General features: G+C 66.3%; 10 protein-coding genes. 4 read left to right on the top strand and 6 right to left on the bottom strand.

Going from position 1 to position 13,558, the window contains the following annotated elements:
- From QZ332_RS05020 to QZ332_RS05005, 4 genes are all read right to left on the bottom strand, one after another.
- Nucleotides 1–619: ATP-binding cassette domain-containing protein (locus QZ332_RS05020; protein ID WP_295763152.1), on the bottom strand; the 619-nt coding region annotated here is incomplete at its 3' end.
- A 172-nt stretch (nt 620–791) separates the two neighbouring features.
- Nucleotides 792–1,808: a sugar ABC transporter substrate-binding protein gene (locus QZ332_RS05015; RefSeq protein ID WP_295763149.1), complete on the bottom strand. Its 1,017-nt coding sequence runs from the start codon at nt 1,806–1,808 to the stop codon at nt 792–794.
- Nucleotides 1,809–2,169: 361 nt separating this feature from the next.
- Nucleotides 2,170–2,955, bottom strand: coding sequence for a TIM barrel protein (locus tag QZ332_RS05010; protein WP_295763146.1), 786 nt, complete (start codon nt 2,953–2,955; stop codon nt 2,170–2,172).
- 2 nt (nt 2,956–2,957) lie between these two features.
- The gene (locus QZ332_RS05005) at nt 2,958–3,989 is read right to left on the bottom strand and encodes a LacI family DNA-binding transcriptional regulator (protein WP_295763142.1); all 1,032 of its coding nucleotides are present in this window, start codon (nt 3,987–3,989) and stop codon (nt 2,958–2,960) included.
- A 398-nt stretch (nt 3,990–4,387) separates the two neighbouring features.
- Here QZ332_RS05005 and QZ332_RS05000 point away from each other — a divergent pair, with 398 nt between their 5' ends.
- The 4 genes from QZ332_RS05000 to QZ332_RS04985 all read left to right on the top strand — a co-directional run bounded on the left by QZ332_RS05000 (nt 4,388) and on the right by QZ332_RS04985 (nt 9,440).
- The gene (locus QZ332_RS05000; protein ID WP_295763140.1) at nt 4,388–6,031 is read left to right on the top strand and encodes a solute:sodium symporter family transporter; all 1,644 of its coding nucleotides are present in this window, start codon (nt 4,388–4,390) and stop codon (nt 6,029–6,031) included.
- Nucleotides 6,032–6,491: 460 nt separating this feature from the next.
- Complete coding sequence (locus tag QZ332_RS04995) at nt 6,492–7,505, top strand: Gfo/Idh/MocA family protein (protein WP_295763138.1); 1,014 nt, start codon at nt 6,492–6,494, stop codon at nt 7,503–7,505.
- Nucleotides 7,506–7,525: 20 nt separating this feature from the next.
- On the top strand, nt 7,526–8,446 hold the full coding sequence (locus tag QZ332_RS04990; RefSeq protein WP_295763136.1) for a sugar phosphate isomerase/epimerase family protein: 921 nt from the start codon (nt 7,526–7,528) through the stop codon (nt 8,444–8,446).
- 133 nt (nt 8,447–8,579) lie between these two features.
- Nucleotides 8,580–9,440 carry a sugar phosphate isomerase/epimerase gene (locus QZ332_RS04985; protein ID WP_295763133.1) on the top strand — a complete coding sequence of 287 codons (861 nt, stop codon included), beginning with the start codon at nt 8,580–8,582 and terminating at the stop codon, nt 9,438–9,440.
- A 770-nt stretch (nt 9,441–10,210) separates the two neighbouring features.
- Here the strand turns inward: QZ332_RS04985 and QZ332_RS04980 are convergent.
- Together QZ332_RS04980 and cysK are read right to left on the bottom strand one after the other, a co-directional pair.
- A complete protein-coding gene (locus tag QZ332_RS04980; RefSeq protein ID WP_295763131.1) occupies nt 10,211–12,442 on the bottom strand; it encodes a helicase-related protein in 2,232 nt (743 codons plus the stop codon).
- A 170-nt stretch (nt 12,443–12,612) separates the two neighbouring features.
- A complete protein-coding gene (cysK, locus tag QZ332_RS04975; protein ID WP_295763129.1) occupies nt 12,613–13,545 on the bottom strand; it encodes a cysteine synthase A in 933 nt (310 codons plus the stop codon).
- Between the last annotated feature and the right edge of the window lie 13 nt (nt 13,546–13,558).

The following is a 13,558-nucleotide window of genomic DNA, read 5'->3' as shown; positions in this document are numbered from 1 at the left end:
CGAAGAGCTCCTCCAGCTTGTGGGAGACGAAGAGGATGGCCACGCCCTTGGCCTTCAGGTTCCGGACGGTCTCCATCAGCTGGGCGATCTCGTCCTTGCCCAGGGAGGACGTGGGCTCATCCATGATGATGAGCTTGGCGTCCAGGGAGACGGCCTTGGCGATCTCCACCATCTGCTGCTGGCCCACGCCCAGCTTGCCACACTCCATGCGGACGTCGATCTCGGGGTGGCCCAGGGACTTCAGGGCCTCCTCGGCCTCCCGGTGCATCCGGGGATAGTCCAGGAGCAGCCCCTTCTTGACGGCCCGCCCCATGAAGACGTTATCGGTCACGGGGAGCTGCTTGACGATGTTCAGCTCCTGATAGACGCAGGCGATGCCGGCCTCCCGGGACTGGACCGGGGTCCGGAAGGTCTTCTTCTCGCCATCGACGAAGATCTCGCCCTCCTCCGGGGAGTGCACGCCGGTGAGGACCTTGATCAGCGTGGACTTGCCCGCGCCGTTCTCGCCGATCAGTCCGTGGATCTCTCCGGGCCGGATGCCGATGGACATGTTTTTCAACGCGATAACGCCAGGGAAACGTTTGGTGATGTTTTTCAGCTCGACGACGTATTCGCCCATGCAATTACCTCGATTCTGTAAGTCTGTGATCCGGAGGTCGTTTCGGCCCTGTCCCGCTCCTCCGGCCTCTGCCGGTCTCGCCGGTGCGCCGAGGGATCAGGACAGGGTCGAAAGCCAGCCGGGGGGGGGGGGGGGGCCCCCCCCCCCCCCCCCGCCGACGGAGGCGTGCTCGTTAGCCCTTCATGGAAGCCAGGTTGTCCAGGTAAGCCTGGCCGTTCTCAGAGGTGACGACCTGGACGGGAGCGTTGACGACCTCGTCCACGGACTCGCCCTTGGCGGCCTTCACGGCGTTCTCGACCACCTGATAGCCCATCTCATAGGGCTGCTGGGCGACGGTGGCCTTCACCAGCTCGCCGTCCAGGATCAGCTTCACGGCGGACTCGTTGCCGTCGAAGCCCACGATGATGATGTCGGTGATGCCGGCGGACTTGCAGGCGTTCATGGCGCCGATGGCGGTGTCGTCGTTGTGGCAGAGGACGATGTCGATCTGGTCGGGATAGGCGTTCAGCAGGTCCTCCATGGTCTTGGTGGCGCCGTCGGTGGTGTTCTGGCCGGACAGGGCGGACAGGACTTCCACACCGGCCTCGGCGCAGGCGGCCTCATAGCCCTCGCGGCGCATATTGGAGGTGTTGTCGCCTTCCTGGCCGTAGATGACGACGGCCTTGGCGCCGTCGCCGGCCTGGGCGGCGGCCCACAGTCCGCCTTCCTTGGCGGCGTCCACGTTGGAGGTGCCCACGAAGCAGGTCTGGCCGCCGATGCCCACGTTGGTGTCCACCGCCAGGACGGGGATGTTCTGGTCGATGGCGCTCTGGAGGGCGGAGATGGCGGCGCCGGCGTCGTTGGGAGCGCAGACGATGGCGTCGCAGCCGGCGCCGATCTGCTGCTCGATCATGGAGACCTGGCCCTCGATGTCGCTCTCAGCGCCGGGGCCCACCACGACGACTTCCACGCCCAGGTCGGCGGCGGCGGCGTCGCAGCCGGTCTTCACATAGCCCCAGTACTCGGAGGCCAGGGTCTTCAGGACGACGGCGACCTTGATGGAGCCGTCGGCGGGAGCGCCCTGCTGGGCGCCGCCGTCGGAGGAGCCGCCATCGCTGGGGGTGCTGCTGCCGCTGTCTTTGCCGCCGCAGGCGGCCAGGGACAGGGCCATCGCCAGGGCCAGGATCAGAGCCAATACCTTCTTTTTCATACGCTTCTTTTCTCCTTTTCATTTCTGATGCCCTTCGAGGCGCATCCCCCCGCCGGCCTGCCGGCGGGACAAGCGGGAGCGCTCCCGCTTGATGGTCCCGTGGCGCAGGCTGAGAGGCCGCGCCCGAAAAGCGGAATCATTCTACCATACGGCACAGCCGAGCGTCAATCATGCTCAAAAGAAAATGTACATTTTATACAAATTTTTTGTGCGTTATGTTGAATTTATAAAGAGACCGGCATATTTTATGGAATGTTTTTCCAGATCTCGCGGCCCGCGCCTCCCCTCCCGTGGGGCCGGGACCGGCGCGGCGGGCGTCCGACGGGGGGAGCGGGACGGGAGGGCCCCGTCCCGTGCCCGGTCAATACGCCATGATGGCCTCCACCGCCTTTTCCGTGGTGGTCTCCGGGATCAGCTCGAAGCCGATCAGGCCCTGATAGCCGATCTCCTCCAGGCAGGAGAAGACCCTGTGGTACTCGATCTCCCCGGTGCCCGGCTCGTGCCGGCCCGGGGCGTCCGCCACGTGGACATGGCCGAACTGGTCCCCGTAGGCCCGGATGTTGCCGCAGAGGCTGCCCTCGTTGAGCTGCATATGGTACACGTCATAGAGCACCTTCAGCATGGGGGACCCGATCAGGCGGGTCATCTCCGCCGCCGTCCGGGTGGTCGTCAGGAAATTGCCCGCATGGTCCGTGGTGACGTTCAGCGGCTCCAGATCGATGCGGATGCCGGAGGACTCCGCGAGGGCGGCGCACTCTCTCAGCGTGTCGAACATGGTGCACAGCTTGACGGTATCGCTCAGCCCGTCATAGCGGTCGAGGACGGCGCCGCCGGCGCCCAGGCCGTTGGAATGGATGGTGACGGACCGGGCCCCGATCCGCTCCGCCGCCGCCACAGAGCGCCGGAGGAAGGCCAGATAGGCCCCCTTCTGGGCCGGGTCGATCAGGGACAGCTCCGCGTCCCCGTTGAACCCGGCGATGCCGATCCCGGCGGCAGCCGCCGCCGCGCGGACGGCGTCCAGGTCCTTGTCCGTCCAGCTCCAGAACTCCGCGAAGTCGAAGCCGTCGTCTCCCGCCGCCCGGAAGCGGTCCAGGAACGGGAGCTCGCGGTACATCGTTTCGATGCACGCCGATCGTTGAGACCTCATGCTCATCCTCCTCCCATATTGTATCCCGTGCGGATCAGGATGTCCGTATAGAGCAGCGCTCCCCCCGGTGCTTTCCCGTTCAGGAGGTAGTCATAGAGGATCTGCAGCGGCTGGCTGCCCTGCTGGAAGGCCATCTGATCGAGCACGAAGCTCAGGTCCCCGCTCTTGAGCAGGCGGCGGTTCGGCTCGTTCAGGTCGTAGGCCACCACCCGGACGCGCCCCTTCCGGCGCTCGTCCTCGATGGCCCGGCAGACCCCCCGCTGGCCGTTGGAGGTGATGTAGATGCAGGCCAGGGAGGGGTTCTCCCGGAGGGTGTGCTGGGCGATCTCGTGGGCATAGTCGTCCCGGTCGAAGCAGGGCTGGGACGGGAGGAGCTGGATGTCGCGGCTGTCCTCCAGCGTGTCGAGGAACCCCCGGAGGCGGCTGTTGTGGGCGCTGTTGTTGACGTGCCCGGCGATGGGCAGCACCAGCCCGCCGCCCGGCAGCATCTGCCGGATCAGCCCCGCCGCCGTCTGCCCGGCCCGGTAATTGTCCATGCCCACGAAGCACAGCCGTCTGCTGTCCGGCGCGTCCGTGTTGAAGGTCACCACCGGGATGCCCCGGTCGTGGAGCGCGTCGATGCGCTGGACCAGCTCCGGGGCGCTGCCCGCGGCGACGGCCAGGCCGCTGGCCCCCCAGGCCACCAGCTCGTCGATCTGCCGCAGGACCTGGAAGGTGTCCCGTCCCTGGACCTCCCGGAGCTCGACCTCCAGGCCGGAGGCCCGCAGCTCCGCCGCCGCCTGCCGGGCCCCGGCGGCCGCGTCCTGCATGGTGGGCGTCTCCGCCGACTGGAGGATGGCCCCCAGCCGGAAGCCCTGCCGGGCCCGGACCAGGGCCTGCCCGTTGGTGTTGGGCCGGTAGCCCAGCTCCTCCGCGATCTTGCGGATGCGGGCCGCCACCTCGGGATCGATCCGCCCCCGGTCGTGGAGGGCCCGGTCCACCGTCCCCCGGGAGACGCCGGCCAGCTCGGCGATCTGCTGTGAAGTCACTGCCATGATACGACACTCCTGTTCCGTTATGATGGCATTATAGCAGGTACGCACACGGTTTGACAAGATGCCGGGCCAAGGTTTTTCAAAAAAGAACGCAGTGCACGCGATCGAGGGCGATTCCTGGACCGATCGTACAAGAGGGGGGCGTCCATTTTGCTGGGACATCCAAACTTTCAAGGTTAATCGTTTACGCCGATTTTCTGTACTTGTATGTCCGAAAAATGTGTGGTATTTTGATAGCAGGACAGAAGACCGCCCCCGGCGGGGGCCTCTGGGGCGTGTTGCCGCACGCCCACGGGGCCGGACGCGGGCCTCCCCTCTTTGTGTGCAGTCGTGCGTGCCCCCATCCTCCTCCCCGAAAAAACGACATGGAGGCTTTCACAATGACGTTCTTCAGTTCAATGGCATGGACGCTGATCTCCTTCGTCCTATTCACGGCCCTGGTGGCGGTCATCTCCAGCTGGAAGACCCGGGGAGACGACCTGGAGTCCGCTGAGGGCTATTTCCTGGCCGGGCGGGGCCTGCCGGGCATCGTCATCGCCGGCTCCCTGCTGCTGACCAACCTCTCCGCCGAGCAGCTGGTGGGCCTGAACGGCCAGAGCTGGGCGTCCAACATGGGCCCCATCGCCTGGGAGGTGGGCTCCATGTTCACCCTGCTGGCGCTGGCGTATTACTTCCTGCCCCGCTATCTGAAGATGGGGGCCATGACCATCCCGTCCCTGATGGAGGTCCGCTACGGCAAGGGGACCAAGACCATGTTCTCCCTGGTCATCGTGGTCATGTACTCCATCCTGAACCTGCCGGTCATCCTCTATTCCGGCGCGGTGGTCTTCGAGCAGATCTTCGGCATCTCCGGGATGCTGGGCATCTCGAAGTTCCAGGCGGTGGCGGTCCTCTGCCTGATCATCGGCATCATCGGCGGGTGCTACGCCATCTTCGGCGGGCTGAAAGCGGTGGCGGTGTCCGACACGATCAACGGCATCGGCCTGATCGTCGGCGGATTGATGGTGCCCTTCATCGGCTTCGCGGTGCTGGCCTCCGAGACCGGGGGCAGCGGGATCGCCGACGGCATCCGGTACATCGTCCAGGCGGATCCGGCGAAGCTGAACGCCGTCAATGCCTGGAACGCCGCCGAGCCGGAGGTCCCCTGGCCCTTGATCATCACCGGCATGTTCTTCAACAACCTCTATTGGTGGTGCACGAACCAGTCCTTCGTCCAGCGGTCCCTGGCGGCCAAGTCCCTGAAGGAGGGGCAGAAGGGCGCGATCTACTGCGGCTTCCTGAAGTGCCTGGGCCCCCTGTACCTGGTCATCCCCGGCATCATCGCCTTCTACCTGCCCTCTATCCAGGACGCCATCGCCGCCGCCGGGGACAAGGCCATCGACTTCGCCTATCCCGCGCTGATCGCGGCCATCATCCCCAAGCCGGTGATGGGCTTCTTCGCCGCCGTGATGTTCGGCGCGATCTTGTCCTCCTTCAACTCGGTGCTGAACTCCGCGTCCACCATGTTCACCCTGGACCTGTACCGCTCCGCCTTCAAGCCCGGCGCCACGGACGCCCACTGCGTCAAGGTCGGCAAGATCTACGGCACCATCGCGGGCTGCGTGTCCATCGTCATCGCTCCCTTCGTCATGAACGCCCAGGGCATCACCACGTTCCTGAACTCCATGAGCCAGTTCGTGTCCCTGCCGGTGCTGTGCGCCGTCCTCGGCGTGTTCCTGTTCCGGCGCCTGCCCGCCTATACGCCGAAGGTCGTCACGGTCTTCCACGTGGTCTGCTACGGCGCGTTCCTGCTCATCGCCCCCACCTATCCCGGCACGGACGATCCCATCCACTATCTGTATGCCATGGCGGTGCTGTTCCCCATCGAGCTCATCATCATGTGGGCCCTGGACAGATACCGTCCCGCCGAGGAGTACGTGCCCGAGGACGTGGGCGCGGTGGACCTGACTCCCTGGAGATACCGGCATGTGGTCTCCATCGTCGGACTGCTCCTCGCCGTCGCCATCTACGTCGTCTTCTCCCCCCTGGGCATCGCCGCGTGAAGGGGCCTCCGCCCGGCGGACGGCCCGGCGGACCGCGCATCCATCCTAAACGAGAGGGGCCCTTCCCGGGCCCCTCTCGCAGCGCTCTCCCTTCCACCGGGGAAGCCCCCACTGCGTCCCCGGCCCTCCGGGCCCTGCGACGGTCCGTCCCGGAGCGATGCGTGCTGCACGCAAGGGAGGGGTGGCAGCTTTGTACACCTTCCTTAAAAAACGGTCCCGCAAAATGGTGGCTACGGGATATCTCACAATTTTTCAGTCATATAATTGTGGATGATACGCGCAGATTTTCCTTGCGTTCTCGTGAACGCTTTGCTATAATCTAAATCGAGGAGAAGGGAACGAGGCACAGACGAACGCACGCATCAAGGGGATCGCTCCCCGGCGGCTCCGGCAAGGGCCGCCGGACCTGAAGCGGACTGCATCGGACCACGATATCATTTTTATCATAGGAGGTATCCTTATGGAACTCAACATCTGCTTAGTCGGCTGCGGCATGATCGGCCGGGAACACATCGAGCGCATCCAGGACCGCATCCGGGGCGCCAAGGTCGTGGCGGTCTGCGACGTCTTCGAGGAAGGCGTGAAGAAGGGCGCGGAGCTCGCCGGGCCCGGGACCAAGACCTACACGGACTTCAACGAGGCCATCAACGACCCGGACGTCAACGCCGTGGTGGTCACCACCCCCGGCCAGTTCCACAAGGACCCCGTCCTGGCCGCCATCAAGGCCGGCAAGCCCGTCTTCTGCGAGAAGCCCCTGGCCAACACCGCCGCGGACTGCAAGGCCGTGGTGGACGCGGAGATGGCCTCCGGGAAGCACCTGGTCCAGATCGGCTTCATGCGCCGCTATGACCGGGGCTACAACCAGGTGAAGGAGCTGCTGAGCTCCGGCAAGTTCGGCGCTCCCCTGATCGTCAAGTGCACCCACCGGGCCGACGGCGTGGCGGACAGCTATACCACCGCCATGGCCGTCACCGACACCGCCATCCACGAGATCGACTGCCTGCCCTGGCTGGTGGACGACGAGTGGGACGAGGTCCAGTGCATCCTCCCCAAGGTCTCCAGCAAGGCCCATGAGGGCCTCCGGGATCCCCAGGTCATGCTCATGAAGACCAAGGGCGGGATCGTGGTCATGCTGGAAGTCAACGTCAACTGCGGCTTCGGCTATGACATCAACTGCGAGGTGGTCTGCGAGAACGGCGTCGTGAGCCTGCCCTGCCCGTCCTTCCCCACCGTGCGCTACGCCAACAATGTCTCCACCAAGATCGAGGACAACTGGATCATGCGCTTCATCGACTCCTACGACGTGGAGATCCAGGACTGGGTGGACCACGCCCTCAAGGGCGAGACCGGCGGTTCCTCCGCCTGGGACGGCTATGTCGCCTCCATCACCGCCGACGCGCTGGTGAAGTCCCAGACCTCCGGCCAAGTGGAGAAGGTCGTCACCGGCGGCACCCCCGATTTCTATAAGAAGTAATTAGGAAGGAGCGCCCTCTAATGAAGATCGCATTTGACGTCGACGTCTTAGCCAAGCAGATGCCCATCCGGGACTACGTCCGCAAGGTAGCCGACTGGGGCTACAAGTACATCGAGCAGTCCCCCCATCCCCGCATCAACCCCTTCTATAAGCACCCCCTGTTCTCCAAGGAGTGCGAGGAGGAGTACCGCAGGGCCCTGAAGGAGACCGGCGTGGAGATCTCCAGCTTCATCGTGGTCTATCGCTGGTCCGGCCCCACCGAGGAGCAGAGGCAGCACGCCGTGGCCAACTGGAAGCGGATGATCCAGATCGCCGTGGACATGGGCGTCCCCGTCATCAACACGGAGTTCTCCGGCGACCCCAACCAGCAGGAGCTCTGCAACGGCATGTTCTTCCGCTCCATGGAGGAGCTGCTCCCCATCATCGAGCGGGAGGGCCTCCGGGTGGAAATCCAGTCCCATCCCTACGACTTCTGCGAGCTGAACGACGAGACCTGCGACATCGTGAAGTCCTTCCGCTCCAAGAACCTGGGCTACGTCTACTCCGCCTCCCACGGCTTCTTCTACGACCAGGGCAAGGGCGACGTGCGCCACATGCTGAGATACGCCGGCGACGAGCTGACCCACGTGCTCCTGGCCGACACCTGGAACCAGACGAAGGACTGCCGCTACATCCTCAATCCCCCCTGGCTGAACGCCAGAGGCCGGGCGGACGTGACCATTCATCAGCACACCGCCATGGGCGAGGGCGAGGTGGACTTCGACGGCATCTTCGAGACCCTGCGGGAGATGGACTTCGCTGACAAGCAGCTCAAGCCCGACGCGCCGAAAGCGGGCGGGGACAACATCATCTGCGTGAGCTACTTCGGCTTCCCGGAGAAGATGGACAAACAAGCTCCCGAGGCCCTGGAGCGCATCCAGAGCGAACTCCTGCGCAAGTAAGGCGGGCGACCGTTTTACATACTTCTTTTCTCCGCGGGACGCCCGATCGGTGACGACTGGGCGTCCCGCACATCCAGGCGAGACCGCCGACGGCCGCGAACGGCCATCCTAAAAAGATAAGGAGAGTAGAGCTATGAAGATCGGATTCAACGAAGGCTGCAACCGTTTCTGCGAGGACCACTCCGTGCTGGAGGACCTGGCCCTGTGCGAGGAGCACGGCTTCGACTACATCGACGTCCAGTCCGAGTGCCTGGACCGGGAGCTGGCCGCCGGGAAGTACACCCTGGAGGAGCTGGGGGAGTTCTTTCGGAGCCACAAGCTCAAGATGCTGTCCTACAACGCCCTGGTCTTCTTCAACATGAAACAGACCCAGGCGGAGAAGGACGCCGTCATGGCCCAGCTGGATGAGATCATCCGCCGCTGCCAGATCCTGGGGTGCAAGATGATCGTAGTGGTGCCGTCCATGGACCTGAGCGTCCATGCCACGGTGGGCGAGATCAAGGCGGACGCCGTGGCCGTCCTCAAGGAGATGGTCAAGAAGGTGGAGCCCTACGGCATCAAGCTGTCCCTGGAGTTCTGCGGCGCGCCGTCGATGTCCATCAACCGCTTCGAGTACGCCTATGACATCGTGGAGGCGGTGGGCTCCCCCCTGTTGGGCGTGACCCTGGACCAGTTCCACTTCCACGCCATGGCCTCCGGCTGGGACGCGCTGGAGAAAGCGGACGGCAGGAAGATCTTCGTCTGGCACCTGAACGGCACGGAAGACATGCCCTGCGGCGCGGCGTACAACAGCGACGAGAAGCGCCTCTGGCCCGGCGAGCCCGGGGACTGCCTGGACCACAAGCGCTTCGCGGACACGCTGAAGAAGATCGGCTTCGACGGGGACGTCTGCACCATCGAGGTCTTCCGCCCCGACTACTACAAGCTCTCCAGCGCGGAGAACATCCGCAAGGCCGCGGAGGTCACCCGCGCCCACGTAGCGAAGTATTGGTGATATCGCCAGCGCGGCCGAGGAGGGGCCCATAGCCCCTCCTCGGCCGCGCCGACCGCATCGATGATAAGCGGCGCCGGCGTGACAGGCGCCTATGCCGCCGGCCGCATCGCAGGAGGCCGGACGTGGAGCCCGCCGCGATCGAGACGGCCGGGACCTTGACTTCCGGAAACAGGAGTGGTATCCTATCGATCGAGGGGATCTATGCGGCTGATGGTCAAAAAAGGATACGCCCGGCTCCGCGAAGCGCGGAACGGACGACTGTGGACAGGAGGGGCTCCATGAAACATAAGGTGTGCTGCCGTCTATGTGCGATCGTCATCGCAGTCTCGGCCGTCATGGGCATCTACGTCCGGTCCGTGCAGGCCCCTCTCCGCGCGCAAACATATACGATCTCCCCCTGGGAGACCCTGTACGTTTTTGCAGCCAGACCGGCGTTTTGGTCCTGTTCCGGTATTTTGGTGGCTCTCGCTCTCCTTCGGCTGCGCGTGGGGCCCCGGCCCCGCAAGGTACTTTTATGGTGCGGGACCGCTCTCATCGCGGCATACTGCGCGGCCGCCGCCCTCCACTTCATGGCGGCACCCGGCCGTGCGGCGCTCCCACAGTCCCTCCTGCCATGGCTTTCGGGGCATCCGGCCGTGTTCCTCCTCCCCGGGATGCTGATCGGATCCGGGATCGATGAGAGGGCCCCTTAAGCATCAGGCCGCTTTGTCCCGCCGTCCCTCCCGCCATCGCACCGGCGCCTCGGAGAGCCATGCTCCCCGAGGCGCCGTTCATCTCCGGCCCCGCCCCCGGTCCCGGGACGCGCTCCTGCCCTTCCGCTCCCGTTGGAAGCACGCGTCACACAGCCGCCCCCGGTGGTACAGCGGCAGCGCCTTCCCGCAGCGGTCACAAAAGCGGATGTTGCTGCGCAGGCGGTGGAGCAGGATCTCGTTGATCTCGTCCGCCACCCGCTCCCGGCTGTCGTAGAGCCTGTCCTCGTCCACCGGGCAGCCGAACGCCTTGGCGAAGGAAAAATAGAGGTCTAGCTTCCGGTAATGCTGCTCCAGCTCCGGCAGGGTGGGCTCCCCCTCCGGGAGGCCCGGCTGTTCGACGCCCTCCCCCTGCTGCCAGCGGCGCAGGAAGGAGAAGAACAGCTCCCGCAGGGCCTCCTCCGTCTCGTCGAAGGGGATGTTGGCCGCCCGGAGCTCCTGCTCCCGGGTCAGGCTGAAGCCCATCTCCCGCAGCTTGGAGATCAGGGAGATGTACCGGGAGATGTCCAGCTTCCGGTAGGGCTCCACGGTGGGCATCCTGTTCCACTCGGTGAGGACCTCCAGCAGGTCGAAATCCGCCTGGAGCACCAGGTCCGAGAACCCGACCACGGCATGGTCCAGCGGCGGCACCGCCGCCTCCAGCCCCGCCCGGATGGTCCCCAGGTCCTGGGTCGCACCCACATAGCCCTTGTCGTACATCCCGAAGCGCCCCGCCCGTCCGGCGATCTGGCGGATCTCCTCCGGCCTCAGCTGCCGGCGCTCCACGCCGTCGAACTTCTCCGTCTCCAAAAAGACGATCCGCCGGATGGGGAGGTTCAGCCCCATGCCGATCGCGTCGGTGGAGACGACGTACTCCATCTCCCCCGCCAAAAACCCCTCCATCTGCCTGCGGCGGGTGGAGTAGGGCAGGGCCCCGTAGATGATGGCGGGCTCCTTCCCGCTCTGGCGCAGGTCCTCCGCCACGCTGAGCACCCCCACCTTGGAGAAGGTGATGAGGGCGTCCCCCGGCTGGACCCGGTGATAGTCCACCGTGCGGCTCATGCAGATCAGGGGCGTGGTCCGGCGGTGGACCTCCACCTCGAAGCTGTCGCCGCAGCTCTCGATCAGGCGGATCAGCAGCCCCTCCGCCTCCGGGGCGGCACACAGGTGGACCTCCGGCGCCAGGACGCCCAGGATCGCCCGGGTCCAGGCGTAGCCCCGCTGGCGGTCGGCGATCATCTGGCACTCGTCGATCACCGCCACGTCATAGCGCCGCTTGAGGTCCAGCTTCTCCGCCGTGGCGGCGGTGTGGGTGTCCCACTCCCGGGCGTCCTCCTCCTCGCCGGTGGAGAGGGAGCAGTCCACCCCCGCGTCCAGCAGCGTCTCCTGGGCTTCCAGGGCCAGGAGGCGCAGGGGGGCCAGGTACACGCCGGTCCCCGCCCGCTTCAGCCGCTGGAACCCGGCGTAGGTCTTCCCGGTATTGGTCCCGCCCAGGTGCAGGACGAAATGGCGGTGCATCGCCCGGGCCTCCGGATACTCGTCCTTGGGGTTCAGGGCGATCAGCAGGGACAAGCTGGTGCGGATGGCCTGGGGGACGTACCAGACCGACCAGACCGCGCCCAGGCCCTCCTTGAAAAGCCGGGAGACGGGGAAGCCCTCCATCCTCAGCATGGCCTCCGGATCCGCCTCCGGCTGGGCGGCCCTGAACTCCGCCAGGACCTGCTCCGCGGCGGCGCACAGCACATGGGGATAGCGCTCCAGCACCTGCCGCGCCAGGGGGTGGTCGGCGCAGCTCCCCAGCCAGCCCCCCGCCCGGAGGAAGTTCCGCAAAACGCCGGAGAGGTCCTTCCCCTCGCAGCGCCGCTCCAGGGCCAGGAACTCGTTCAGCCAGGCCCCGGCCTGGGACGGCGGGAGGCCCCGGCCCTTCGCCGCGGAGAGGAGCCGGTCGAGGATGGCCCTGTGGTAATGGCCCGCCAGGATCCAGGAGGCGGACCCCTCCTCCTCCGCCCCTCCCCACGCCTGGTCCAGCAGGGCGCAGGCGTTCCGCGCGCCGGGAGCGGGGGGACGCGGTCCCCGGACCGTCCCCCGCTCCTCCGCGAACCGGGGATCGGCCTCCGCCGCCCGTACGTCCCGTTCGTCCCACACGCGGACGGCGCGTCCGTCCATGGGGACCGTGCGCGGCTTCGGGAGCAGCTCCCGCATCAGTTCGTTGGTCCAGCCCCGGCGCTTCAGCGCGGAGGCCGGCCAGTACCCTCCAAGGCGTCGTCCGGACACGGCGTCCCCTCCCCTCCCTGCCCGGCGGCGCGCCGGGCGGCGGTGTCTCGATGTCGTATAGTATAGCCCGAAACGCGGGATCTTTCAACGGCGGTCCTCACGCCGCCGCGAAAAAAGGGGCGGGGAGCCGGCTGCTCCCCGCCCCCGCGCTTTGGACGGACCGCCCGCGCTCACTCCGCGAAGAGCGGGGTGGAGAGGTAGCGGTCCCCGGTGTCCGGCAGCAGGGCCACGATGGTCCTGCCCTTGTTCTCCGGGCGCTTGGCGAGCCGGACCGCCGCCCAGACCGCCGCGCCGGAGGAGATGCCCACCAGCACGCCCTCTTTCTCCCCCACCAGCCTCCCGGCGGCGAAGGCGTCGCCGTCCTCCACGGTGACGATCTCGTCATAGATCCCGGTGTCCAGCACCTCGGGGACGAAGTTCGCGCCGATGCCCTGGATCTGATGGCTCCCGGCGGCGCCCCTGCTGAGCACGGGGGAGGAGGCGGGCTCCACCGCCACGATCTTGACGGCAGGGTCCCGCTCCTTCAGGTACTGGCCCACGCCGGTGAGGGTGCCGCCGGTGCCCACGCCCGCCACGAAGACGTCCACCCTCCCCTCCGTGTCCTCCCAGATCTCCGGGCCGGTGGAGGCGCGGTGGGCCGCGGGGTTGGCAGGGTTCACGAACTGGCCGGGGACGAAGCTGCCGGGGATCTGCTCCGCCAGCTCGCCGGCCTTGGCGATGGCCCCCTCCATGCCCCCGGCCCCTTCCGTGAGGACCACCTCCGCGCCGTAGGCCCGCATGATCTGGCGGCGCTCCACGCTCATGGTATCCGGCATGACGATGATGACGCGGTACCCCCTGGCGGCCGCCACGGAGGCCAGACCGATCCCCGTGTTGCCGGACGTGGGCTCGATGATGACGGAGCCGGGCCTCAGCAGGCCCCTGGCCTCGGCGTCGTCGATCATGGCCTTGGCCACGCGGTCCTTGACGGACCCGGCGGGGTTGAAGTACTCCAGCTTCGCCAGGATCCTGGCCTCCAGGCCCTCGGACCGCTCGATATGGACCAGCTCCAGCAGCGGGGTCCTGCCGATCAGCTGGTCGGCGGATGTGTAGATACGGCTCATGTCCCGTCCCTCC

Source organism: uncultured Oscillibacter sp. (assembly GCF_910584465.1).
Lineage (GTDB): Bacteria > Bacillota > Clostridia > Oscillospirales > Oscillospiraceae > Oscillibacter.
This window is presented reverse-complemented; position numbering and strand designations above follow the sequence as displayed.